General features: G+C 44.6%; 23 protein-coding genes. All 23 read left to right on the forward strand.

All coding sequences use genetic code 11. The features are described 5' to 3' along the window. The first annotated feature begins 158 nt into the window (after nucleotides 1–158). The 23 genes from NL647_RS24375 to rng all read left to right on the forward strand — a co-directional run bounded on the left by NL647_RS24375 (nucleotide 159) and on the right by rng (nucleotide 25,029). Nucleotides 159–698 (forward strand): single-stranded DNA-binding protein, encoded by a 540-nt coding sequence (locus NL647_RS24375; protein WP_005444320.1) that lies wholly within the window; start codon nucleotides 159–161, stop codon nucleotides 696–698. A gap of 251 nt (nucleotides 699–949) precedes the next feature. After that, on the forward strand, nucleotides 950–2,959 hold the full coding sequence (gene csrD / locus NL647_RS24380; RefSeq protein WP_253650752.1) for an RNase E specificity factor CsrD: 2,010 nt from the start codon (nucleotides 950–952) through the stop codon (nucleotides 2,957–2,959). An 11-nt stretch (nucleotides 2,960–2,970) separates the two neighbouring features. Then, the gene (locus NL647_RS24385) at nucleotides 2,971–4,419 is read left to right on the forward strand and encodes an MSHA biogenesis protein MshI (RefSeq protein WP_005444325.1); all 1,449 of its coding nucleotides are present in this window, start codon (nucleotides 2,971–2,973) and stop codon (nucleotides 4,417–4,419) included. Then, a complete protein-coding gene (gene gspM / locus NL647_RS24390) occupies nucleotides 4,416–5,066 on the forward strand; it encodes a type II secretion system protein GspM (protein WP_005444327.1) in 651 nt (216 codons plus the stop codon). The genes NL647_RS24385 and gspM overlap by 4 nt, the downstream gene beginning before the upstream one ends. Continuing rightward, on the forward strand, nucleotides 5,059–5,388 hold the full coding sequence (locus tag NL647_RS24395) for a hypothetical protein (protein WP_005444329.1): 330 nt from the start codon (nucleotides 5,059–5,061) through the stop codon (nucleotides 5,386–5,388). Before gspM ends, NL647_RS24395 begins: the two co-directional genes overlap by 8 nt. 20 nt (nucleotides 5,389–5,408) lie before the next feature. Then, nucleotides 5,409–7,052, forward strand: coding sequence for a pilus (MSHA type) biogenesis protein MshL (gene mshL, locus NL647_RS24400; protein WP_029789687.1), 1,644 nt, complete (start codon nucleotides 5,409–5,411; stop codon nucleotides 7,050–7,052). A gap of 45 nt (nucleotides 7,053–7,097) precedes the next feature. Then, a complete protein-coding gene (locus NL647_RS24405) occupies nucleotides 7,098–7,943 on the forward strand; it encodes an ExeA family protein (protein WP_253650753.1) in 846 nt (281 codons plus the stop codon). Further along, a complete protein-coding gene (locus NL647_RS24410; RefSeq protein WP_017187906.1) occupies nucleotides 7,928–9,025 on the forward strand; it encodes a lipopolysaccharide assembly protein LapB in 1,098 nt (365 codons plus the stop codon). Before NL647_RS24405 ends, NL647_RS24410 begins: the two co-directional genes overlap by 16 nt. Continuing rightward, a complete protein-coding gene (locus NL647_RS24415) occupies nucleotides 9,022–10,746 on the forward strand; it encodes a GspE/PulE family protein (protein WP_005444338.1) in 1,725 nt (574 codons plus the stop codon). Before NL647_RS24410 ends, NL647_RS24415 begins: the two co-directional genes overlap by 4 nt. An 8-nt stretch (nucleotides 10,747–10,754) precedes the next feature. Further along, the gene (locus NL647_RS24420) at nucleotides 10,755–11,978 is read left to right on the forward strand and encodes a type II secretion system F family protein (protein WP_005444339.1); all 1,224 of its coding nucleotides are present in this window, start codon (nucleotides 10,755–10,757) and stop codon (nucleotides 11,976–11,978) included. Nucleotides 11,979–11,982: 4 nt separating this feature from the next. After that, nucleotides 11,983–12,444: a hypothetical protein gene (locus NL647_RS24425; RefSeq protein ID WP_050922695.1), complete on the forward strand. Its 462-nt coding sequence runs from the start codon at nucleotides 11,983–11,985 to the stop codon at nucleotides 12,442–12,444. Nucleotides 12,445–12,734: 290 nt separating this feature from the next. Further along, nucleotides 12,735–13,226, forward strand: a complete 492-nt coding sequence (locus NL647_RS24430; RefSeq protein WP_061065403.1) for a type II secretion system protein — start codon at nucleotides 12,735–12,737, stop codon at nucleotides 13,224–13,226. A 63-nt stretch (nucleotides 13,227–13,289) separates the two neighbouring features. After that, complete coding sequence (locus NL647_RS24435) at nucleotides 13,290–13,520, forward strand: type II secretion system protein (RefSeq protein ID WP_005432800.1); 231 nt, start codon at nucleotides 13,290–13,292, stop codon at nucleotides 13,518–13,520. Between the two features lie 119 nt (nucleotides 13,521–13,639). Then, nucleotides 13,640–14,188, forward strand: a complete 549-nt coding sequence (locus tag NL647_RS24440; RefSeq protein WP_017187903.1) for a type II secretion system protein — start codon at nucleotides 13,640–13,642, stop codon at nucleotides 14,186–14,188. Further along, complete coding sequence (locus NL647_RS24445) at nucleotides 14,185–14,766, forward strand: type II secretion system protein (RefSeq protein ID WP_253650754.1); 582 nt, start codon at nucleotides 14,185–14,187, stop codon at nucleotides 14,764–14,766. Before NL647_RS24440 ends, NL647_RS24445 begins: the two co-directional genes overlap by 4 nt. Continuing rightward, entirely contained in the window at nucleotides 14,766–15,479 is a 714-nt protein-coding gene (locus tag NL647_RS24450; protein ID WP_253650755.1) for a PilW family protein, read from the forward strand. Before NL647_RS24445 ends, NL647_RS24450 begins: the two co-directional genes overlap by 1 nt. Then, nucleotides 15,469–15,912, forward strand: a complete 444-nt coding sequence (locus NL647_RS24455; protein ID WP_005533762.1) for a hypothetical protein — start codon at nucleotides 15,469–15,471, stop codon at nucleotides 15,910–15,912. Before NL647_RS24450 ends, NL647_RS24455 begins: the two co-directional genes overlap by 11 nt. A gap of 8 nt (nucleotides 15,913–15,920) precedes the next feature. Beyond that, nucleotides 15,921–20,255 carry a DUF6701 domain-containing protein gene (locus NL647_RS24460; protein ID WP_253650756.1) on the forward strand — a complete coding sequence of 1,445 codons (4,335 nt, stop codon included), beginning with the start codon at nucleotides 15,921–15,923 and terminating at the stop codon, nucleotides 20,253–20,255. A 152-nt stretch (nucleotides 20,256–20,407) separates the two neighbouring features. Next, the gene (locus NL647_RS24465) at nucleotides 20,408–21,451 is read left to right on the forward strand and encodes a rod shape-determining protein (RefSeq protein WP_005381144.1); all 1,044 of its coding nucleotides are present in this window, start codon (nucleotides 20,408–20,410) and stop codon (nucleotides 21,449–21,451) included. Nucleotides 21,452–21,598: 147 nt separating this feature from the next. Then, nucleotides 21,599–22,489 carry a rod shape-determining protein MreC gene (mreC, locus tag NL647_RS24470; RefSeq protein WP_005444357.1) on the forward strand — a complete coding sequence of 297 codons (891 nt, stop codon included), beginning with the start codon at nucleotides 21,599–21,601 and terminating at the stop codon, nucleotides 22,487–22,489. Continuing rightward, nucleotides 22,479–22,967 carry a rod shape-determining protein MreD gene (gene mreD / locus NL647_RS24475; RefSeq protein WP_005444359.1) on the forward strand — a complete coding sequence of 163 codons (489 nt, stop codon included), beginning with the start codon at nucleotides 22,479–22,481 and terminating at the stop codon, nucleotides 22,965–22,967. Before mreC ends, mreD begins: the two co-directional genes overlap by 11 nt. Nucleotides 22,968–22,971: 4 nt before the next feature. Beyond that, nucleotides 22,972–23,541: a Maf family protein gene (locus NL647_RS24480; RefSeq protein WP_253650757.1), complete on the forward strand. Its 570-nt coding sequence runs from the start codon at nucleotides 22,972–22,974 to the stop codon at nucleotides 23,539–23,541. A gap of 18 nt (nucleotides 23,542–23,559) precedes the next feature. Then, nucleotides 23,560–25,029, forward strand: a complete 1,470-nt coding sequence (rng, locus tag NL647_RS24485) for a ribonuclease G (protein WP_005444363.1) — start codon at nucleotides 23,560–23,562, stop codon at nucleotides 25,027–25,029. The last annotated feature ends 8 nt before the right edge of the window (nucleotides 25,030–25,037 follow it).

Genomic DNA, 25,037 nt, shown 5'->3' on the forward strand with positions numbered 1-25,037 from the left:
GAATCAAAAATGCTACGCCTAGAGGTTGGAGTGAGATTTTGATTCCACAATTTCTAATCTCAGAACACAATGGGATTAGGCTTTAATCAAAACACCAAAGCGTGTATTCTTATGCGCTAAAATTTTATATATAGATCCAGAGTGAAACGGAGCACATCATGGCCAGCCGTGGAATTAACAAAGTTATTTTGGTGGGGAATCTAGGTAACGACCCTGAAATTCGTTACATGCCTAATGGCGGTGCAGTAGCAAACATCACGATTGCAACTTCTGAGTCATGGCGTGATAAAGCGACTGGCGAACAGCGCGAAAAAACAGAATGGCACCGTGTTGTGTTATTCGGCAAGCTTGCTGAAGTAGCGGGTGAGTACCTACGTAAAGGTTCTCAAGTTTACGTTGAAGGTCAACTTCAAACTCGTAAATGGCAAGACCAAAGTGGTCAAGATCGCTACTCAACAGAAGTGGTTGTTCAAGGCTTCAATGGCGTAATGCAAATGCTTGGCGGTCGTGCTCAAGGTGGCGCTCCAATGGGTGGCGGTCAACAACAGCAGCAACAAGGCGGCTGGGGTCAACCTCAACAACCGGCTCAACAGCAGCAATACAACGCTCCTCAGCAACAGCAACAACAGGCTCCGCAGCAACAACAGCCGCAATATAACGAGCCGCCAATGGATTTTGACGACGATATCCCGTTCTAAAATCTAATTGATATTGAATTTAAAAGGCCGCGAATTTCGCGGCTTTTTTATTCCCGTTATGTTCTGTCATTGTGGTTCACATTATTTCCGTATCGCCACAAAAAGGCAGCAACTCTCAAATATCGAATGATGCCTTGTTTCTTTCCGCCTCAGCTTCTCACATTCATACGAATGCGATTGTTTACTGAACGCTTATCAAGTATAAACATTTCAACAAGGTATATGATGAATAGAAAAGGAATTTGGTATTCATGAGGTATACCCCAACTCTTAAGCTAAGCACGCGGCTGGTGGCTTTTGTCACCATGATCGTCATTTGCGCAATGTTTATCTTGTTTGTCGGCGGCACCCTCTCTTTTAAGCGACTAGGGCAAGAGTATCTCAACCATTATTTGGAAGGGATCGTTGAAGTGGTTGATAAAGAGATGGAAGACCCTGACGCAGCATATTCCATGCAGCGTTGGATGCCAAAGATGCTACAGGCAAGTAACATTGTTGAGATGACGCTCTCGACGAATAACGCCGTCGTATACCGCTTCAAAGACACCTCCCACAAGATAGACAGTTCCATGTTGTTTGAGCATGAGTTTCAGCTCACTCACAACCAAGACTATGTCATCTACTTTAAGGCTATTCCTCCTTATTTAGGCTACGGCTATTCAATGCAAGCTTTGTGGTCGATTACGCTCGCGGTCATCTTGATCATCTTCTGCTTGATGCGTGGTGTTGCATGGCTCAAAGAACAACTTGCTGGCTCTGAAATGCTCGAAGAGCGCGGTCGTATGATCTTAGCTGGGCGGGTTGAGCAATACGCGAAAGGTGATGAGCGAGAATGGCCATACACGGCAAGCGAAGCATTGGATGTATTAATTGAAGAGCTGCAAGATGCCCGCCAAGAGCGCAGTCGCTTTGATACCTTTATTCGTACTCAAACTTTCCTCGATAAGTTAACTGGTACAGCAAACCGAGTTTTGTTTGATAGTAAGCTTGAATCGGCGCTGTTAGAAAGTGGGGCTCGTGGTGCAGTGATGCTGATACGAGTTCAAGACTGGAAATCTGTAGAAGAAGAACAGGACAAACAAACTTGCGATGAATTTATCGTTGAGATTGGTAGTTTGCTGTCCAATTTAGTTCAACGTTATCCCGATGTCGTATTTTCTCGTTACTACGATGCTGACTTTGCGCTTTTCTTACCTCACCAAGCAGCGAAAGATGTCGCAAACTTGGCGTCTCAATGTATTCGTCAATTAGAAAAACTCCATCCTCCTTATCCATTGGATTCTGATAACTGGTGTCATATCGGAATCACCATGTACAAAGAAGGAGAGCGTCATAGCCAAATCATTGATGAAGCAGAAACCGCATTGCGTAGTGCCCAATTGCAGAACAACAATAATTGGAGCCGTTTTAAAAAGTGGAATCATGATGAAGAAGCACGAGGCAGTGTGAGATGGCGTACGCTATTTGACACAGCACTCACGTCTGAAAATGTGATACTCTACGCACAATCAGCCTATTCAATAAGTGATGTGGCGCATAAAAAACCATTGCACGAAGAGTTAACATGTCGGATTCGCGATCCGGAAAATGGCATTGTTAAAGCTTCTCGTTTTATTTCTGCCGTTCGTCAAGTCGGCTATGAAGCGCAAATGGATCGCGCCGTTATTGGTACATTCTTAAAAGACTTTAAACACAACTTTGATAGCTCTAAGCAATATGTGCTTAATCTTCATGTTGTGCCTTTTGGGCAGCGAGAATATTTCAAGTGGTTCCGTGATGAACTCTTACAATTGTCACGGGAGCAAAGAAAGTGTCTCATTTTTGAGTTTGTGGAAGCACAATTTGTAAGACACTTAGACTTTATGCGACCAGTCGCTAAAATGCTGTCCGGTTTAGAATGCTACGTAATGATTGGGCAGGCCGGACGTACCATTGTCAGCACGCATTACTTAAAAGAAGTAGACATTCGTTATCTCAAGCTTCATCGCAGCTTGGTAACAAAGATCGATCAGAGACATGAAAACCAGTTGTTTGTTCGCAGTATGTTGGGTGCGGCCGCAAACAGCAAAACAAAAATAATAGCAGTGGGTATTGAGAATAAGCACGAGTTGAACACGCTTAATGAGTTGGGTGTTCACGGTGGGCAAGGGCGTTACTTCTCTTCTGAAGAGCAGTACCTTCCTCGTTCTGCACCGGCGCCGACTTCTCAATCTGAATCCCAAGTTAAACTGGGACGAAGAAATCGCTGGCGAAAAAAATAAAGATAATAATCATGGATTTTAAAGCAGTACTCGACAAGCTCAAGCGATCATCGGTCGGTGGTCGCACTTGCTTTTTGGTTATTCAGCCAGACGCAGTTTATTTATCATCACCGACGAAAAGCAGCCGACCATCTAAATTTGAGATCTCAGAATCAAATTGGGAACGTGCCTGTGAACAGGCATTAAGTGTAGCTGCAAGCTCTTATGATTCGTTAACGGTTGTGTTAGCTCACAACTACTATCAGATGTACCAAATCGACAAGCCTGCTATGCCTCGCAATGAGTGGCCATCGGCGTTGCCGTTTTTGTTAAAAGAGCTGATATCTGAGCGTGCTATTGACATTATTGCCGATGCAGTAGAGCTACCAAACTCGAATAAAGTCCAAGCTTATGTTCTTTCTCGCAAAATTCTCGATAAGATTGTACTGCTTGCGAGTCGAGTTCAACTGAGCCTTGAAGCGATTATTCCTGAAGATGACATCTGGGGTGATACCTCAGGTGAACTTGGTAATTTCTTATTGCTACAACGCAGCGCACGCGGACACTTCCGTATCAGCGCATTCGTTGATCATACTATCGCTTTCCACCGTTCTATTCGCAGTGTAACGCCACCACTAACGGGCGTACCTTCGAGTGACTTGCAAATGGATAGCTTGTCGCTAGAGCTACAGCGTTCAATCGATTACCTCTCTTCTCAACTGCGTCATGTTCAGTTGCACCAACTGAAGGTGTGTTGTGACGATGAAGATGAACAAGAACTGGTGGAATCGCTTAACTACCGCTTAAGCACCAAAGTCTCTCCGCTGCTTACTGAAGAACACGAACTATCTGGTCATGTATTGGCAGATACGGCGTTAGCTACGTCCAGTGAGCGACGTGTCAATCTTTATCCAGACTTCCTTAAACCGAAGAAGAATTTATTAACCCTCAAAAACGTTGCTATTTCTTGGGGTGTTGCGGCTGCGTTGATCTTTGTTTCTTACGGTTATGTGACTTGGCAAAGCCAAGGTGTAGAAGATGAAATTGCGATTGTGAAAAGCAAGGGCGATATCATGAAGTCAGAACTTCAACACCAACAAGCCAAATTACGTAAGCATCAGCCAGACACCAATAAGATCGCGGCCAAAGCGCGTTTAGAGCGTGAAGTAAAAGCGAAGCGTGACTCATTAAAAGCCGTTGGTAAGTACGATGATTCACAACGTACAGGCTACTCTGGCGTAATGCAGGCTTTAGCCAAGTTGGGCAGCAACAATATTTCTTTGTCTGCAATTCGTATTGATGCATCGACTTTAGATCTCCAAGGTTTGGCGAGATCGCCAAGCGCAGTTCCGAATTGGGTAAGCCAGTTTAAAAATGAAATTAGCCTTGTAGGGCGCACGTTTGATGACGTAAAAATCGGACGTAATGAAGACAACATCGTGACCTTTGAATTGAAGACGCGCGGAGACAAAGAGAAATGAATGAGTTTTGGTCCTCGTTAGAAGAGCGCTTCGATGAAATGAGCGGGCGTGAAAAAGTACTCATCGCACTGTGTGGTTTAGTGACGGTAGTGATGTTGCTTTTCACTTTGGTCTTGGAGCCAAAACTGAATGAGGTTACGAGTAACGATAAGCAGCTACGTAACTTAAAACAGACGAATCAACAGACAGAAATCGAGATCTTACGTATTCAAGCGCAGTTGAAAAAAGATCCGAACGCGGAAATTGATCAAGCTATCTCTCAATTGCTTATGGAAAGCCAACACCTTTCAATGCAACTTTCAGAGATCATCGAACATTTGATTACTCCTTCGCAAATGGCAAGTTTGTTAGAGAGTGTCTTAGAGCAGCAAAGTGGTATTCATTTGGTATCTCTACAAACTTTACCTGCTGAACCAATTACAGAAGACAAAGAAGCGTCGCAATACTCGGGTTATTACGTACACCCTGTGCGCATGGAGCTGACTGGCGATTACTTTTCAATTGCTAACTATCTGACGAAATTAGAAGGTTTACCAGCGAGTTACTACTGGCGAAGCTTTAGCTACAACGTGGAAGAATATCCAAAAGCAAAACTTGTACTGGAAGTTTACACCTTAGGTTCACGAGAGGAGTTTATCGGTGGTTAAGCAAATCATAATCTCCCTAATGCTGACAGTTGTTGCTGGTCATAGCTGGGCAAGCCAAGACCCAACAGCACCATTAGGCTGGCAAAAGCCGGTCACAGAGCAAAAAAAGCCGAAAGCAAAACAATATCGCTTGCCAACACTGAACAGTATTGTATGTAAACCAAATACTCAATGCGTGGCGATTTTGAATAACCGTATTGTTGAGCCGGGAGCGAAACTCAATGGCTACCGTGTAGCCAGTATCAACAGTGAATTTGTAACTTTAAAGCGTGGTGACCGTCAGTGGAAACTAGAGCTTTTTGGTTTAAACGTAAAAAAATAATAACCAGAGCCTGATCAGATATGCGCAAATTAGTTGTAGGAATCGTGGTTGCTTCCTTAATGGGTTGTTCTATGGGTCACCGAGACCCAGTGGAAGTGAAGCAAGCACTTAATGAGTCTATCAATGAAGCAAATAGCCGTGCACTAGAAGAGATCCCTTCTTCTGTAGAAGCCGATCTTATGCCGAACTTAGACACTAGCGTGTCTTCAGAGCAAGGCACTTTAAAGCGTTTTAGAATCCAAGCGAACGCAGTAGAAGCTCGTAGCTTCTTTGCCTCTTTGGTGAAAGGAACTGAATACAGTGTGGCTATCCACCCAGCAGTGCAAGGCAACATCACCGTTAACCTTTCCGACGTCACCCTAGATGAAGTGCTCAACGTTGTACAAGACATGTATGGCTACGATGTTGTGAAATCAGGCAAAGTGATTCAGGTTTATCCTGCTGGTATGCGCACAGTGACCATTCCTGTTGATTATCTTCAGTTCAAACGTTCTGGCCGCTCACTGACCAGTATCGTGACGGGTTCTGTGACATCTGCGGGCACTTCTAGCTCTGGTGGCAGTTCTGACGATTCAGATTCTTCTGATTCAAATAACAACAACGGTGATAGCTCAACCACATCGACTGGCGGTACACGCATTGAAACCATCACCGAAAGTGATTTTTGGCCGATGCTGCAACAAGCCGTTGCAAACCTAATTGGCTCAGGTCAAGGCCAAAGTGTTGTTGTTACGCCACAAGCGGGTGTGATCACCTTACGTGCTTTCCCTGATGAAATTCGTGAAGTTCGTGAGTTCTTGGGCGTTTCTCAGGAGCGTATGCAGCGCCAAGTTATCCTAGAAGCGAAGATTTTAGAGGTGACGCTAAGTGATGGTTACCAGCAAGGTATCAACTGGTCGAATATGACTGCTTCTATTGGTAATTCAGGTAGCGTAGTTATCAACCGTCCAGGTCCTACAGGTGGTCTACCTCCATTGGATGCGATTGGTTCACTTTTAGGTGGGCAAACTAATATCACCATCAGTGATGGTAACTTCTCAGCCGTGATGAACTTTATGGCGACGCAGGGCGACTTGAACGTGCTTTCTAGCCCACGTATTACCGCAGCAAATAACCAGAAATCAGTTATTAAAGTCGGTACCGACGAGTACTTTGTAACCGAACTTTCTAGTAATGCGGGTAATGGTGAAAACTCTAATGCGGTTCCTGAAGTTGAGTTGACGCCTTTCTTCTCAGGGATCTCTCTAGATGTTACGCCACAGATTGACAACAAAGGTAACGTATTCCTGCATGTTCACCCTGCCGTAATTGAAGTGGAAGAAGAGATTAAGAAGCTAAACCTTGGTGGTGACTTCAACAACGTTCAACTCCCGCTGGCAAAAAGCTCGATTCGAGAATCTGACTCAGTGATTCGCGCAAAAGATGGCGATGTGGTGGTTATTGGCGGCTTGATGAAACAGCAAAATATCGAGCAAGTGTCAAAAGTACCGTTCCTAGGTGATGTGCCTGCACTTGGTAACTTGTTCAGAACTATCAATAATGTATCGCAGAAAACAGAACTCGTCATTCTTCTTAAACCAACAGTTGTTGGCGTAAATACATGGCAGAAAGAGCTAGAGCGCTCACGTGATTTACTGCAAGAGTGGTTCCCTGACGCTGAATAATTGGCGTTAGGAAGTCTCTGTTTAACGTGGTGTTGTGATTCGAGTATGTACCTGTCACATTTTGGATTTCGAGTTCAACCTTTCTCACTAACCCCAAATACAGAAATGTTTCTGGGGCTGGTACCTCATTATGAGGCGATTCAGACCATTATGGCAGCCGTCAAAATGGGGGAAGGGGTCATCAAAATAACAGGTGAAGTGGGCACGGGTAAAACCATGGTGTGCCGAAAACTGATTGAGCAAATTGAATCAAAAGTCGAATTAGTTTATTTGCCAAATCCGGTTCTAAGTGGTGAGCAATTGCAGTTTGCTGTGGCCAGAGAGCTTGGGATTGAAGATACTGACCCACTTAAAGTCGTTTCACTGATCCAAGAGCGGCTGATCCAAGTCCACGTGTCAGGGAAAAAAACGGTACTGATTGTTGATGAAGCACAAGCTCTGTCTTCTGAGGCGTTAGAAACCTTGCGCTTGTTTGGCAACTTGGAAACGGAACAAGATAAGCTGATTCAATTGGTCTTGTTTGGTCAGCCCGAATTAGATGAGCGATTAGAGACTCACGAATTGCGCCAATTTCGTCAACGCATTACGTTCAGTTGCCAACTGCGTCCTCTCTCGATCGAAGAGGGCGTTGCCTACATCAACAATCGTCTAGATAAAGCGGGTAATGGGGCGCATATCTTCTCTATTGAACAAAAGAAAGCCATTTGGCGCTCGGCGATGGGCATCCCGAGATTGATTAATCAGATCAGCCATAAAGCTTTACTTACTGCGTTCAATGACCGTTGTACGCTTTTGAACAATCATCATGTTTACGTTGCCATGCATGACACTTTTGACGCACGTAAACCTAAGTTTAAATCTCCCGTATTTTGGGGATGGAGTCAGCCTTGAGTGCCATCAATAAAGCATTATCAGAACTTGCTGAAAAAGAATCGCCTTCGGAACTAACCAAGGCAGAGATCCCGAGTATTTCTCGAAGCAAACCATGGCTATGGCTTGTGGGGGGCTTTTCGTTGAGCTTAGCTGTCGGTGGTTGGGCGGTATCTCAAGGTCCCGCTCCTATTGAAGAGATTGCAACAGTTTCGTCTTCAACGACTAATATGGAGAATGTTCCACCTTTGCCCGTAGTTGAAGTAAGCCAATCTCCAACCAATAAGACAACGCCACAATTAAATGATGTGGTGTACACGCAACGAATTGAAAAACCGAAGGTAAAAGTCGCATTATCTGCTGCGAAATCAACGCCAGAGGTGGATGATTATGTTCCTCGTAATGAGGTGAGCAGCACGGTCGAGCAGCCAGTGTTGTTGGCGAGTCTGAGCAATAATGTGACGAATTCATCGAATGTTGAGCAAGAGCATTCGATGCGAATTGAACAAGTAGAACTGACCCATCAAGAGTTAGCTGAAAAAGCGTTGGCACGTGCGGATAAAGCGATGGATGCAAATGACATGAAAACCGCATTGTCATCTTTTAATGAAGCACTTCGTTACCAACCAACGAACCTTGAAGCTCGTCAAAAGCTAGCCGCATTATATTTTGGCAAGGGTGACACGCGCAAAGCCTACGAAATCCTACAAGCTGGTATCTCGCTAGATACGAATAACCAGTCACTTCGCTTAGCGTTATCAAAGTTATTGGTGAAAGCAGACCAACCAGAAGCGGCGCTGAGCCCTCTAGTGCATCTGCCTCCTGCACCAAGCCGTGATTATCTAGCGATGCGTGCCGCTTTGGCACAAAAGCAAAAACAAAATCAAATTGCCCTAGAGAGCTACCAACTGCTGACGCAGCGCGAACCTGACAACGCGCGCTGGTGGCTTGGTTTAGGTATTCAGCAAGAGCGAGCATTGGATTTTTCTGCTGCGATTGCCGCTTATCAACAAGCATTGGGGAAAGTGGGTATTTCGAATCAGTCTCAGGCATTTATTCGTGATCGTTTGAACATCTTAAAACAACTGGAGAACGCGCAATGAAAATTCAGTTGAGAAAGCGCTTAGGTGATCTACTTGTTGAAGAGGGGATTGTCTCTGAAGAACAAATTCAGCAAGCATTGAGTGCTCAGCACAGCACAGGACAAAAACTGGGTGATGCGTTGATTGACCTTGGTTTTATCAGCGAAAAGCAGATGCTGGAGTTCTTATCTCAGCAGCTCGGTTTGCCATTGATTGATTTGAGCCGAGCCCCGATTGATGCCGATGCTGTACAAGTTTTGCCTGAAGTGCACGCGCGACGCTTGCGTGCCATGGTCGTTGCTCGAAACGGTGACACGCTACGCGTTGCAATGAGTGATCCTGCGGACTTGTTTACTCAAGAGTCCCTGATGAACTTGCTTGGTGAATATGACCTAGAGTTCATCATTGCGCCAGAACGTCAATTAGTCGAAAGCTTTGACCGTTACTACCGTCGTACAAAAGAAATTGCCTCGTTTGCTGAGCAGCTTCAGGCTGAGCACCAAGACGTTGAAGGCTTTGACTATGGTATTGATGAAGGTGATAGTGAAGAAGTTACCGTCGTAAAACTGGTTAACTCGATGTTTGAAGATGCGGTGCAAGTCGGCGCGTCAGATATTCACATCGAGCCTGATGACAAAGTGCTTCGCTTACGTCAACGTGTTGATGGTGTATTGCACGAGACGCTTCTAAATGAAGTTAACATTGCCTCTGCGCTGGTTCTGCGCCTTAAACTGATGGCGCACTTAGATATTTCTGAAAAGCGTTTGCCACAAGATGGTCGCTTTAATATCAAAGTTCGTGGTCAATCGATCGATATTCGTATGTCGACACTACCAACGCAATACGGTGAGTCGGTGGTGATGCGTTTGCTCAACCAATCTTCTGGTTTGCGCAAACTTGAAGACTCTGGCCTACCTCCAGAACTGCTTGCTCGCTTACGGCGACAGCTTTCTCGTCCTCACGGTATGATTTTGGTTACGGGACCGACAGGTTCTGGTAAAACCACCACGCTTTATGGCGCGCTGAGTGAGTTGAATGAACCGGGTAAGAAGATCATCACTGCAGAAGACCCGGTGGAATATCGCCTACCACGTATTACTCAGGTTCAGATCAACAGTAAGATCGACCTAACGTTTTCTCGCGTGCTACGTACCTTCCTGCGTCAGGACCCGGACATCATCCTCGTTGGTGAGATGCGTGACCAAGAAACAGTAGAGATTGGTTTACGCGCTGCACTGACTGGTCACTTAGTGTTAAGTACGTTACACACAAACGACGCAGTAGACAGTGCGCTACGTATGATTGATATGGGTGCGCCTGGTTATCTAGTTGCGAGTGCGGTCCGTGCTGTGGTTGCTCAGCGTCTGGTTCGTCGTGTTTGTCCCGACTGTAAAACCACGGATGTATTGGATGAATCGCGCCAGCAATGGTTGGCTGGTCGCTTCCCGAATCAAGTCGGCACCACTTTCCACAAAGGTGCGGGTTGTCAAAACTGTAACTTGACGGGCTATCGAGGTCGAATCGGTGTGTTCGAAATGCTTGAGCTAGAGAATGAAATGATGGACAAGCTGCGTGCGAATGACGCGGTAGGGTTCGCTCAAGCAGCGAGACGTTCCGAGAATTACAAGCCACTACTTGCTTCAGCGATGGAACTGGCATTGCAAGGTATTGTTAGTTTGGATGAAGTGATGACCCTAGGTGAAGGGGATGCTTCTGGTAAAACCGACCCAATTTTCATGTAGGTAAGTGAATGCCAACTTTTCGTTATCAAGGTCGCACTTTAGACGGCTCATCCACCAGTGGCAAAGTCGATGCTGTGAATTCTGAAGCTGCAGCGGAAGCATTGATGAATAAGGGGATCATTCCTCTTAACCTGCGTTTGGAAAAAGAAGCGGTAAAGAGCAAAGTTAGCCTGTCTAAATTGTTCGTACCGGCGATTCCGCTTGAAGTGATTATCCTGTTTTCTCGCCAGCTATTTAGTTTGACGAAGGCTGGTGTACCACTGCTGCGTTCTATGCGTGGGCTGCTGCAAAACTGCGAAAACAAACAGCTCAAAGAAGCGCTTGAAGATGTGGTAGCGGAGCTGAGCAATGGTCGTGGCTTGTCCTCGGCAATGCAGCCACATTCCAAGGTATTCAGCCCGTTGTTTGTTTCTATGATCAACGTTGGTGAAAACACAGGTCGACTAGACCAAGCTTTATTGCAATTGGCGAATTACTACGAGCAAGAACTAGAAACTCGTAAGCGAATTAAAGCAGCAATGCGTTACCCAACATTCGTTATTGTGTTCATCACTATAGCAATGTTTATTTTGAACATTCTGGTGATCCCAGAGTTTGCATCGATGTTTACCCGTTTTGGGGTGGAGCTTCCTTTGCCAACCAGAATCCTGATTGCGACCTCTAACTTCTTTGTGAATTTTTGGGGACTACTCATTGCGGCAATTGTTGGGGCATTCTTTTTGTTCAGAGCTTGGGTTGCAACCGCAGATGGTCGAGAGAAGTTCGATAAGTTCCGTCTACGATTGCCAATCGTGGGCGATATCGTAAACCGAGCACAGCTATCTCGTTTCTCAAGAACCTTTTCGTTGATGCTGAAATCCGGTGTACCTCTAAACCAGTCTTTAGCTCTGGCTGGTGAGGCGCTTGGCAACAAGTTCTTGGAAAACCGAATTTTAGAAATGAAGTCTGCTATTGAAGCGGGCAGTACCATTTCTGTCACGGCAATCAACAGTAAAATTTTTACGCCTTTGGTTATTCAAATGATAGCGGTTGGTGAAGAGACTGGTCGTATCGATGAGCTTCTCTTAGAAGTGTCGGACTTCTACGATCGAGAAGTGGATTACGACTTGAAGACACTGACCGCTCGAATTGAACCACTACTTTTGGTCATTGTGGCAGGCATGGTTATGGTGCTCGCACTGGGTATTTTCCTTCCAATGTGGGGGATGCTGGACATCATCAAAGGCGGCTAAACCAGTGGTTGAAAATCAGAGTCGCGCAACGCTTATCCTTGCAGGTGTTATTGGGTTAATTTTGCTGGTGGCGTTTGTGCATAGCCTCAAGCCAGTAGAGCAGCAAGCGCAAGTCACTGGAGCCAAGCTTGCCAAGGTTTGGATGCAAGATAGCGTGCAACGTTATCATCAGGCGTGGATGGTTCATGGTGAGCCCAAACATATGTCGATGGATGGGTTTGAACTCGATATGACAGAAGCAGGTCTAGTGTCGCCATTTCGTCAAGACGGGGTTTTGGATTGTGGCTTTTGGTTAGCGGTGCATTACCCGCAACGTAAAATTATGGCGAGCGAGTTGTTAGAAATTCGTGGAGCAATTAAAAGTAATAGTTATACATGTCACTATACTTATGAAAATGGACAGAGAGTTGTCGTTATATCTGACGCTAATTACCTGAAAATAGACGTCGAAATGTCGGCGGAGTGAATTTTTTGACACTTAAGTACTATAAATAGGAATGAAAGTCGGTATAATGCAAACATTACCATAAGAAAAAGGTTGTAATTGAAAGTAAACCATTTGGTTATTTACTTTTTAGCGCAGCTTTTACTTAACAATGGCGAATCGTCATTCTGCTCAAGCGGTAGAGAAAGTACTCACCTAACTAATTTCGCTTAGTGTGTTGAGACGCAAAACCGTTTTGACAATATCCAAAATGGTCGTGTGACCGATAAACTTTGCAGTCACTCTGCATGCTTACATAGAGAGAGTAAACAATGAAAAGACAAGGTGGTTTCACCCTTATCGAATTGGTAGTGGTAATTGTAATCCTAGGTATTCTAGCGGTAACTGCAGCACCACGTTTCCTTAACCTGCAAGATGATGCTCGCAATTCAACGCTTGACGGCTTAGCAGGGGCAATTCAAGGTGCTTCGGGTATTATTTATGGTAAAGCTGCAATTGATGGTATTGAAGCTCTAGATGCGGGCGCAAGTGTTGCAGTGTCAACAGATAATGGTAAGGTTTTGACTAAATTCGGTTACCCAACCGCAATTCAAACAAACATCGAGACAATTGTTCAGGGCGTTGGTACAGGTGAAGACTTCCAGTTTATCAAGACTGGTGCTACACAATCACAAGCATGGGCTACATTTGGTATTCCTTCTTACACTAAGTCATGTGTTAAATACACTGAGGCAACTTCTACTCAAGAAGCAAAAGCTGTTCGTATTGAAGATGAAAATGTTGCAGCGACTGACTGTAAATAATAGAAAAAGGCCAGCTAGTCTGGCCTTTATCTCCTTATTTTGATTAATCTCGGAATAGTTCATATGCGTAAATCATCGGGTCTTAGTGCAATAGAGTTTGTGGTTGTGCTGATTATCTTAGGTGTGATCGGTTATGTGGTATTACCAAGATTTATCAGCTTTGAACCAGAAACTTACGAAGCGAAGTGGGAGCAAACTAAGCAAACCGCTGAGCACGTTTCTGAAACGCTAAGCAATAAAGAAACCTACGATCGAATTGAAGAAGAATTGGAGCGCTCGAAAGGAGAGAAATAACTTGTTGGTGGTTATTTGTACACTTGCTCACACTTCGAATTTAAAACTTATAAACCTATCATTATTCTCATAATTTCATCGTATACTTACTTCGCTTGTCTTAAGCCTAAGGTTGGGTTATGAAAATTCGCAGCTCTACATTAGGGTTTACCTTGATGGAATTGATCTTAGTGATCGTTCTCTTATCTATTCTCTCCCTGTTTGCTGCCAGTCGTTTTATGGGCAAAGGCAGTGTGTCTGCATTTGCACTTCAAGAACAAGCCATTTCTGTGATTCGCCAAGTTCAAGTGAATCGCATGCAGTCGAATATCAATATCCCAAACAAGTCTTATCCTGAAAGATGTCTACCCAGTAGCTACAAAGCTGGAGAGGACTCTAGCTACACTAACTTTTGTCTATCGATTACGAGTACTTGTATAGGAGCCAGTGCAGCGTGCAATCTGGCTAGTAAGGAACGAGATGCTCGAAGCGATGTTGTTGTCGATAACTCAGCACAGTTTTCTATTATTAATGGTGCCTCTAGTCCCATTGAATTTGATCTATTGGGTAATCCTCTCAATGTTTCCTCTGCTGGTATTTCTATTCTTATTCAAGATAAAAACAGTCAAAGCCAGTGCCGAGTATTGATCAACCCTCAGGGTTATGTTTCGGAGGGAGCATGCTCATGAGAAAGCACATTGGTATGACGCTTATTGAGATGATCATTGCCATCGTTCTTATGGGGATTGCGATGGTAGCGTTTACGTCTTTTTTAGTTCCTCAAATTCGTGATTCAGCAATGCCTCATTATCAAATGCGTGCAGCAGCCTTAGGGCAGGGATTTATGTCGCAAATATTGGCGCGCGGCTTTGATGAAAACAGTGACTTCGATGGTGGTACTGTTCGATGTGGTGAGAATGGTGTGAATTGCACTGAGGTGAGTAAATTAGGTGCTGATAGAAAACTCGACGGTTCTTGGGAGGCAACGCCTAATGATTTTAATGATGTAGATGACTATATCGGGTGTTGGAGTACGTCTACAACGGTAGGTCAATGCCAAGGAGCGAAGCGTGGGAGTATTGCTGATGTGTTAGGGAAGAGCGGTGAAGATAAATATCGCAATTTCCGTGTTGAGGTCGGAGTTGCGTACGACAACTTATCTACGGCAAAAACGACAGGCATCACTAACTATAAAAAAATCACTATTACTATTTTTGCAAGCAACACTCAGCCATTAACACTCACTGCCATAAGAGGAAACTACTGATGAAAGCTCGTGGTTTTACCTTAATGGAAATGATCGTCACCATTGTGATCGGGAGTTTTATCATGCTGGGTATTGCGGGTTATGTTCAGCTTGGTATGAAAGGTTACGCGGATACAATTGACCGACAACGTATGCAAACTCAAGCCCAGTTTGTGTTGGAGAAAATGTCTCGAGAAATTCGCCATGCGGTACCGAATAGTTTTCATGAGCCTGATGACACGACGAAGTGTTTAGAGTTTGTACCTATTGAGTATTCAGGGTTCTACACACTGACAAATAACGACTTGGAGTTCTTATTGGGCAATGACGCCACGTTAAACCCAATGCCCGCTAACGCTTGGATGGTTATTAATCCGAGTCGTTATGAAGATCTGCAACCTTCTTCTTCACAAAGTTTAAATGTTGGTGGTCTAGCCAAAACTGGTGATGTCTTTGTTATTAGTGGGGCTGCCAGTATGATTGGGGGCTCTTCTATTTCGAGCCGTCATTACGTCTATCAAGATAAGTCTGAAGTACGTTACTGCTTCGAAAATAATCAAATAACGCGCAATGGAATTACAGTCGCGGATAGTGTCGATACTTCTGTAAGTGATATGCACTATCTAGAGCCAACGCTGCAGCGTGGTGGTCTTGTACACATCAATTTAGAGTTCACTCAAAACGGGGAGCGTAGTGTTTACCAACAAGACGTGCAGGTGCTCAATGTTCCGTAGAAATGTCCAACAAGGTAGTGTTCTGATCGTCGTGTTGTTTGTCATCATAGTGATGGGGTACTTAGCTGCTTCTTTGATGAGAGTAAGTTGGTCAAACCAAAGTACATTAACGAAAGAATTCTTGGGCACCAAAGCTTGGTTTATTGCTCAATCTGCCAATGAGTGGGCACTAACTCAGCTTTATCCATTAAACACAGATGGCTCCGTCATCGCTGATGTTTGCTCTAAGATTGAAAACGGTAATACATCTCCTCCTACACAGATTACACAAGGCTCGGGTTGCCGAATCAATACTATGACATGTTCAAATATCGGTACCTTTAACGCAGGTACCTCTGAAGCTGAATCTCTTTTCAGAGTGCAAGCCACAGCAATTTGTGGTTCCGGGGTTGCACAAGTACAGCGCCAACAAGAGATTTGGGTTAGGGAGTAAATAAAATAATGAAAAAAATAATATTAATCATAATTACAATGCTTGCTTGCCTGCTTAATGTTCCTGCTCAAGCTGCTACTTGTGATGTGTGGGGAAATAAAGACTTTACTGTAACCTTTAATGTGGTTGGTCCTGCATCAAATAGCTATGTGTATTTAGAGCACAGTGGACGCCATCCTCGCGAAGTGCTTTGGTATAATGGCTATGAATATGGTAATGCAAACTACTACTTCGATGAGCCTAATTTATTAGCAGGTCAACCTTATAACATTCGTCTTGAACATCAGGTTAGCCATAATTCTGGAACGTTAAAATATTATCGCAAGTTTGCTGGGGAAGGTGACTGGCAACTAATTAGTACAATAAATAATGTTAACTTGAAAAATGGTAAGTTAAGTCTTTATGAACAAGGAAGCCCAAGTGGACTTGATTGCGATGGCAGTCTACCTGCTCCAATAGAACCTGAATTACCTAGTAATATTTGTCAATATTTCCCTGAGCCAATTCAGGGGATGAAAGGTTATTCAGAAAATACACTTAATGTGCCAAACAAGAGTGCGCGTGTATTAGGTTGGTCGGAAGACTACAAAAGCTTCTATACGGTCACAAATAAAGAAGACCTATTTTATTACTCGTCAAATGCTCAACAACCAAATAAAGCTCAATATATTCTGGCGGGTTTTGATAAAGCGAACGTAGATGATGCTCGAGATAGACTGTATCGTTCCCCTATTTGTGGAAGTGATACGGGGTGTGATGTCGGTAATAATGATGGGCATCTAGAGGCGAGAAAAGCGTCTGAACCTACAGGTGTTCCTACCGACTTTGGCGACCATTCATTGTCGTTAGAGGCTCATAATATCGGCTATAAGTGTGACAATACTAGCTTGTGTAGCGCGATACGCTACTCTCTAAATGGCAAGAGTGGAATCGAGATTAAAATCGAAAAGAATCTTGATAGGTTATGGGTAAGTCAGAACAATTCGCCTTTTGATCAAATTAAAGTAATTTTACCCGACGGCACCAATGTTCGTAACTTCAGAGCTGAAGCGGGTCCGAGAGATGACTTGAGAATTGTTATTCCTCAAGATTCTACTGTCACTTTTGAGCGTTGGGAGCATGTTGGGCACACTAAGTATTCTTTTTATAACAATTCCAGAATCAACGTGAGTGGTAACTCAGTTGTTTTCTCTAATCCTATTGATGTTACAACAAACTACTACGCAACAATTTATGCGCCAAATGCGTCAGTGAATTTTCAAACAAAATCTAAACAATTCTATGGGTTTATCTTAGCCGATACTGTTAATTTCAATAACCCGATAACAGTTTATGGCTCCGTTACTGCACGTCATCTTACGATGAAAAAGAGAGTTGTGATTCAGAAGCCAGATTATTCGTGCCCAGTGGAGCCCCCTGTCCAGCAATGTAACTTGCTTCCAATGGAAACGTTCAGCTCATCTAATGTTGATAACTGGTCTGTTATTGGTTACGACAGCAGCATTAAGCCGCAAGTAGTTAATGGACGATTTCGATTAAATGGTAATAGAGCTCGTCAAGCGACTGCTTCTGCTTACAACTACTTATTCCCATCCGATGAGAACTACTTAGAAGTTGAGTTCGATCACTTTGCTTATGGTGGTGGCTATAATGGTGCAGATGGCGTTGCGTTGGTTATCTCTGATGCTAATGTGCCTCCGCAAACAGGGGCTTTCGGCGGACCATTGGGTTATGGTATGAAGCTACACAAAAACCACTCTGGTGAGGTGTCTCATGATGTTGAGGGCTTTGCTGGCGGCTGGTTAGGCATAGGTATCGATGAATACGGCAACTTTTACCGAGAAGGTGGGGAAAACCTTGCTAGTCATGGCTCTGCAAACAGTGTTGGCGTGCGTGGCGCAGGCATTAAAGACAACAACGGTAAATGGCTAAAAGGTTACAAGTACATCAAAGGAAAGCAGTTTAACCAACCGTTAGATAATCGTTCGAGCACTCCTCATCGCTACAAGGTTATTTTGAACTCTCGCAATTCGGGAGCGATTACTCTATCCGTACAGCGAAAGGTTGGAGTTAATGGTCAATGGCATACAGTAATTAGTAATTTTGATGTATTAACTGAAGGGAACTTCAATTACACACCTGAAAACTTCCGTATTTCAGTTACTGCTTCCACGGGGGCACTTACAAACACACACGAAATGGATAACTTCCAAGTTTGTGCCGATAAATACCAGAAAATAACGGAAGGCATTCACCACTTCGAATTTGATTACGCTGGTACTGGCAGTATTTGTCAGGCGTCCGAGGTAACACTACGAGCATGTATGGATGCTTCTTGTTCAAAAACGTACCCATCTTCAGTATTGAGCTCGAACCCAGGAGCAACGGTTGATCCTGTGACGGTGTCCTTATTGCCACAATCGGATTCTCTCGTCGCATGGGAAGGGGGAGATCGTGTTACTTTCTCTGACTCTGTTTCGTTGAAACTACAAGCGTTCCAATCAGGTTCAGCAAAACTTGGAATTGCAAGTAGCTCGGTTCCACAGTTTGGCTTTGACGGAGCGAAGTGTCGTATCGCTGGTGGCCCGCTATCTGAGCAAAACTGTAATATCGTATTTAACTCTGCGGCGTTGGGTGTAACGGTTCCAGATAAGGTCGCTGGTAAGCCATTCTTCAATACCAAAGGACAGGCACAATATAGTAATCAACGTTCGCCTTATTTGGAGTTTTGTAGCTCACCAAGCCAACAGGGCGGTGACGGCGAAAATCGAGATGTTCAGTTATCCATTGAAAGAATCGAACCGACAAGCAATGCAGTATCAGTCCCCGCTTATGTCTCTTTCAAAAAGAGAGATGGTTCTTTCAGTAACGAGGTTACCGTTGGGACAAATACTGTTGAGGTTGCTGATGTCTACTTTAATAAGCAAGGTAAAGCTTACTTCAACTTAAAGTATCCAGAGGCAGGCAAAGTCGCGCTGAAGGCGAAAATAAAAGATGAAAAGGATTCGTTAGGACAGAATAGCTTTGTGAGTTTTCCAGCATATCTCAAATTGACGGTTGATGGTGGTCTGTGCGGTTCAGGCTCTTGTAGCCAGAAACTTGTTGCTGCTGGAGAAGAGTTCACAATGAAAGTGACGGCCTATCAATTTGGTGATGACAAGAAGCCAGCACAAAACTATCAACAATCAGGTTTAACGATTAGTCATAAAGTATCTTACCCGCAGTTTGATAATGCGATCCCTGGCACTTTAGGGACGACCACATACGATCATATCAATCTAACTAATGGTACGGGGTCAGTGACGCAAACTGTGTCCGAAGTTGGTGCTTTTGACTTTACGATTACACCACCTGAAACGTATCTCGGTAGTAAAGCTTTCACCATTACGCCAGCAGAAGAAAATATTGGTCGTTTCTACCCTAAGTATTTCCGAGTTGATGAAGCGAAAGGAAATCAATGGGCTTACCCACATAAAGAAAACTTTGCTTATATGGGACAAAGCTTTGGCGTCGAGGAGTTTTATGTTGAGGCATTAAATGCGGATAAAGGCGCTTTAACAAACTACGCCTTCTTCTCTAGTGGCTTACAAGCAAATTTTGGTTTGAAAGATACTAGCTCTTATCAGCCTCGTTTTATTTTGAACAAAACCTATACGGGGACTTGGGTGAATAATGGTGCTGCTTATGTCACTTCAAGAAGTCTAGGTAAGTTTACTGGTTCAACGACGGATGGGTTAGAGCTATTAAAAGGTTCTGGCTCAAGTTACCCAGATGGTCCGCTCAATTTTAACGAGAACGCGAAAGATACGGCGATATCAATCAAATCTGCGGATGATAATAAGGATCCAGTATCTATCGATGGTAGTGAGGGGTTATTGCCTACCCAACCTGACATCCGCTTTGGTCGTGTAGACCTAGATGATGTTGGTGGCAACCAGGGGTCGACGTTGAGAGTGCCATTACGAGTTGAATACTGGAATGGTAGCCGCTTTATTGCTAACCCAAATGACAGCCAAACCGATGTTATTGGTGTGAAGGCTAAACAAGAGCATATTTGGCCTAAAGGTGATAATGCGAAACCTAAGGATGTCACGTTAGGGGCTGGTGGAGAGGTCGCTTCTGGTCACTCTCGTTCTGTAACAGCAAAAGAAGCAGAGCCGTATCGCCAGCAAACTCGCGTATGGCTTAATCTTGAAGGTGGTGGCAATTCGCTCCCTTGGCTCAAATACGACTGGGATAAAGATGGCTCCGAAGAAAACCCATCATCGGTAGTCACGTTTGGTATTCATCGAGGCAATGACCGAGTGATTTATCGTGGTGAACCGGGCTTAACCGGACAATAACAAACTTCGGTTTCTTGCGTTAAGTAAGGAAACTGCAAGAAATTGAGGCTTTCTGCTCATGTTTGTGTACCAATGCCTTGCTGTGACAGCGAGGCATTGGTACATTTAGGACAATTTTTGTCTTCTAAATTTTTGCAGGATGAGCGAAGAATATGTTTAAAAAACTTCGTGGCATGTTTTCAAACGACCTATCTATCGATTTAGGTACTGCCAACACTCTAATTTACGTAAAGGGACAGGGTATTGTCCTTGATGAACCTTCTGTAGTTGCTATTCGTCAAGATCGTGTAGGTTCTGCAAAAAGCGTTGCTGCTGTAGGCCATGCGGCAAAACAGATGCTTGGTCGTACGCCAGGTAACATCTCAGCTATCCGTCCAATGAAAGATGGCGTTATCGCTGACTTCTACGTAACAGAAAAAATGCTTCAGCACTTCATTAAGCAAGTGCATGACAACAGCATCCTTAAACCAAGCCCACGTGTACTGGTTTGTGTTCCTTGTGGTTCTACTCAAGTTGAGCGTCGTGCGATTCGTGAATCTGCACTAGGTGCCGGTGCGCGCGAAGTTTACCTAATTGATGAGCCAATGGCGGCAGCAATCGGTGCAGGTCTGCGTGTCTCTGAGCCAACAGGTTCAATGGTGGTTGATATCGGTGGTGGTACAACTGAAGTTGCGGTTATCTCACTAAACGGTGTGGTTTACTCTTCTTCTGTACGTATCGGTGGTGACCGCTTTGATGAAGCTGTGATCAACTACGTACGTCGTAACTACGGCAGCTTGATCGGTGAAGCAACGGCTGAAAAGATCAAACACGAAATCGGTTCTGCTTACCCTGGCGATGAGGTTCAAGAGATCGAAGTTCGCGGTCGTAACCTTGCAGAAGGTGTGCCACGCAGCTTTAGCCTGAACTCAAACGAAATCCTAGAAGCATTACAAGAGCCACTGTCAGGCATCGTATCGGCAGTGATGGTTGCACTAGAACAGTGTCCACCAGAGCTTGCGTCTGATATCTCTGAAAACGGTATGGTGTTAACAGGTGGTGGTGCACTACTGAAAGACCTAGACCGTCTACTAATGGAAGAAACTGGTATTCCAGTGGTTATCGCTGAAGATCCACTAACCTGTGTGGCTCGTGGCGGCGGTAAAGCACTAGAAATGATCGACATGCACGGTGGCGATCTATTCTCTGAAGAATAAAGTGCAGGGTGGAGTCCATATGGGCTTCACCTTCATTTCCGCTCTCTGTAATTTCAATCTGCTCCATACCTAGAATCTCTTCATGTCAGATTCTCAGGTTGCCAAGTAAGGCTCAATAATCATGGTAGCAATCAGGTTAAAAACAAGATGAAACCGATTTTTGGCAGAGGTCCATCTCTGCAATTGCGTCTGTTTTTTGCTGTCATCGTGTCGGCGAGCTTGATGCTGGCTGATAACCGTCTAGATACGTTTTCCAACGTCCGATACCTATTGAACAGTATGGTTGCGCCAATCCAATACGCAGCTAATTTGCCTCGTAGCATGTTCGATGGAATGTTCGAGAGTTTAAATACTCGTCAGGCACTGATTGAAGGCAATCGCAATTTGAAGCGCGAAGTGCTTCGCCTGAAGAGCGAGCTGATCTTGCTCGACCAATATAAAGAAGAAAACCAACGCCTGCGTAAACTGCTCGGCTCTTCATTCGTCCGTGACGAGAAGAAAGTCGTCACAGAAGTGATGGCTGTGGACACGTCACCGTACCGCCACCAAGTGGTGATCGATAAAGGTCGTATTGATGGCGTTTACGTTGGTCAACCTGTTATCAACGAGAAAGGTATCGTTGGTCAGGTAACGTTTGTGGCCGCGCACAACGCACGTGTCTTGTTGTTAACAGATGCGAAAAACGCAATTCCAGTCCAAGTGATTCGTAACGATATTCGTGTTATCGCTTCCGGTAATGGTGAAGTGGATGAAATCCAACTAGAGCACATCCCAACCAGTACCGATATCCAAGTCGGCGATTTGCTGGTGACATCGGGTCTTGGGGGTATTTATCCAGAAGGCTACCCAGTCGCAACTGTTACGAATGTGGATCACGATACTCGCCAAGAATTCGCATCAATCAAAGCGGAACCTGTGGTTGAGTTTGATCGTCTGCGCTACTTGCTATTGATTTGGCCGAATGAAGACCGTCAACACAAAGTACTGCAGTCCAATGTAGAAGAAGGTTCAGAACAAGAGGTAACCGATGGCCAATAGTGTATTTAGAAGCCGAATGGTCATCGGCGTCAGCTTCTTCGTCGCGCTAGTCCTGCAAACTATTCCATGGCCAGGCGTTTTGGATTTACTACGTCCATCATGGCTGTTCCTTGTTACCTGTTATTGGGTGCTGGCACTGCCGCATCGTGTCAACGTTGGTACCGCTCTGGTTTTAGGTTTGCTTTGGGATATTTTGATTGGCTCGACGCTCGGGATCCGAGGGATGATGATGTCGATCGTTATCTACTTGGTTGCGTTGAACTTCTTGGTGATTCGTAACATGGCATTGTGGCAACAATCGATTTTGATTGCCTTTTTTACCGTGCTACTGGAACTTCTTATATTCTGTGGGGAATATTTGAACCAGGACGTAGTATTTAATCCATTATCTCTGTGGACTGCGGCAATAAACTGTATACTTTGGCCATGGATGTTTTTATTAATGCGACGCGTCCGTCGCGCATGGCACGTAAGGTAGCGTTGTGAAAAAGGGCTTATCCCTCGTTCTCGCATCGGGTTCTCCGAGAAGAAAAGAGTTGCTTGCTCAACTAGGTTATGACTTTGATATTGTGCTTCCTGATATAGAGGAAGCCAAACAAGATCACGAGCAAGCAAAAGACTATGTTTTGCGTCTCTCTCTGGAAAAAGCTCAAGCAGGCTTAGCGATGGCTAAGCCTGATTCCGTTGTATTGGGCTCCGATACCGTGGTGGTGTGCGATAACTACGTATTAGAAAAACCAAAAAATTTCGAAGATTCAAAACGCATGCTCAGCGATTTATCGGGTCGTCAGCATCAAGTGATGACTGCGGTGAGCGTCGTATCAAAAGAACAACAACACTCAGTGGTCGTTATCACTGACGTGTGGTTCAAAACTCTGACTGAAGAAGAAATAGAACGATACTGGCAGTCAGGCGAACCATGCGATAAAGCTGGAAGTTATGGTATTCAAGGACTCGGTGGACGCTTCGTCACCCGAATCGAAGGCAGTTATCACGCCGTAGTAGGCTTACCTTTGTTCGAAACCGATCAGCTAATTCAAGAATTTTTATAATTGTTTTGAGGTGTGCACATGAGTGCAGAATTGCTGCTTAACGTGACCCCGAGTGAAACTCGTGTGGCCATGATTGAAGGTGGAGTACTACAAGAAGTTCATATAGAACGAGAATCGCGCCGTGGCATTGTTGGCAATATTTATAAAGGCAAAGTGAGCCGAGTATTGCCGGGCATGCAAGCGGCGTTTGTCGATATTGGTTTAGATAAAGCGGCATTCTTGCACGCGTCAGATATTGTTCCGCATACTGAGTGTGTGGCGGAAAACGAAAAGCAACAATTTCAAGTTCGTGATATTTCTGAGTTGGTTCGCCAAGGTCAGGATATTGTTGTGCAGGTGGTTAAAGACCCACTAGGCACCAAGGGCGCTCGCCTGACGACTGATATTACCCTCCCATCACGTTATCTTGTCTTTATGCCTGGGGCTAGCCATGTTGGCGTTTCTCAGCGTATCGAAAGTGAAAGTGAACGTGAGCGTCTAAAGAAAGTGGTTAACCACTACTGCGACGAGCACGGCGGTTTTATTATTCGTACTGCGGCAGAAGGTGCAGACGAAAAAGAGCTCTCTCAAGATGCGGCATTTTTGAAGCGCTTATGGCAGAAAGTCATGGAGCGTCGCTCGAAGTACAAAACCCGTTCGACCTTGTACGGTGAGTTAGGCTTGGCACAACGCATCCTGCGTGATTTTGTTGGCACTGAGCTAGACAAGGTTATGGTTGACTCTCGTCTTGAATACGAGAACCTTAAAGAGTTTACGTCTGAGTATGTTCCTGAGCTGACTGATAAGCTTGAGTTGTACGAAGGCGATAAGCCAATCTTCGATATGTACGACACAGAGAACGAAATTCAACGCTCTCTGGAACGTAAAGTTGAGCTTAAGTCAGGTGGCTACCTAATCATTGATCAAACTGAAGCAATGACAACGGTCGACATCAATACTGGCGCGTTTGTCGGTCGTCGTAATCTTGAAGAAACCATCTTCAACACTAATGTTGAAGCGACTCAAGCGATCGCTCGTCAGCTGCGTCTACGCAACTTAGGCGGCATTATCATTATCGACTTTATCGATATGGCGTCAGAAGAACATCGTAAGCGTGTACTAACTTCGCTGGAAACAGCGCTCTCAAAAGATCGAGTGAAGACCAACATTAACGGCTTTACTCAGCTAGGCTTAGTTGAGATGACTCGTAAGCGTACGCGCGAAAGTATTGAACATATCTTATGTTCTAGCTGTCCTACTTGTGAAGGTCGCGGTAGCGTGAAGACAGTAGAGACCGTGTGTTACGAGATCCTACGTGAAATTACCCGAGTGAACCGTGCTTATGATGCAGACAACTTTGTCGTATACGCGTCACCATACGTAGCGGAAACACTATTGGGTGATGAATCTCACGCACTGGCTGAACTCGAAGTATTTATTGGTAAGCAAGTTCGTATTCAAGCTGAACCCCTGTACATTCAGGAGCAGTTTGACGTCGTCATGATGTAATTGGAAAA

Origin of the sequence: Vibrio sp. Y29_XK_CS5, assembly GCF_024181835.1 — a bacterium.
Classification (GTDB): domain Bacteria; phylum Pseudomonadota; class Gammaproteobacteria; order Enterobacterales; family Vibrionaceae; genus Vibrio; species Vibrio harveyi.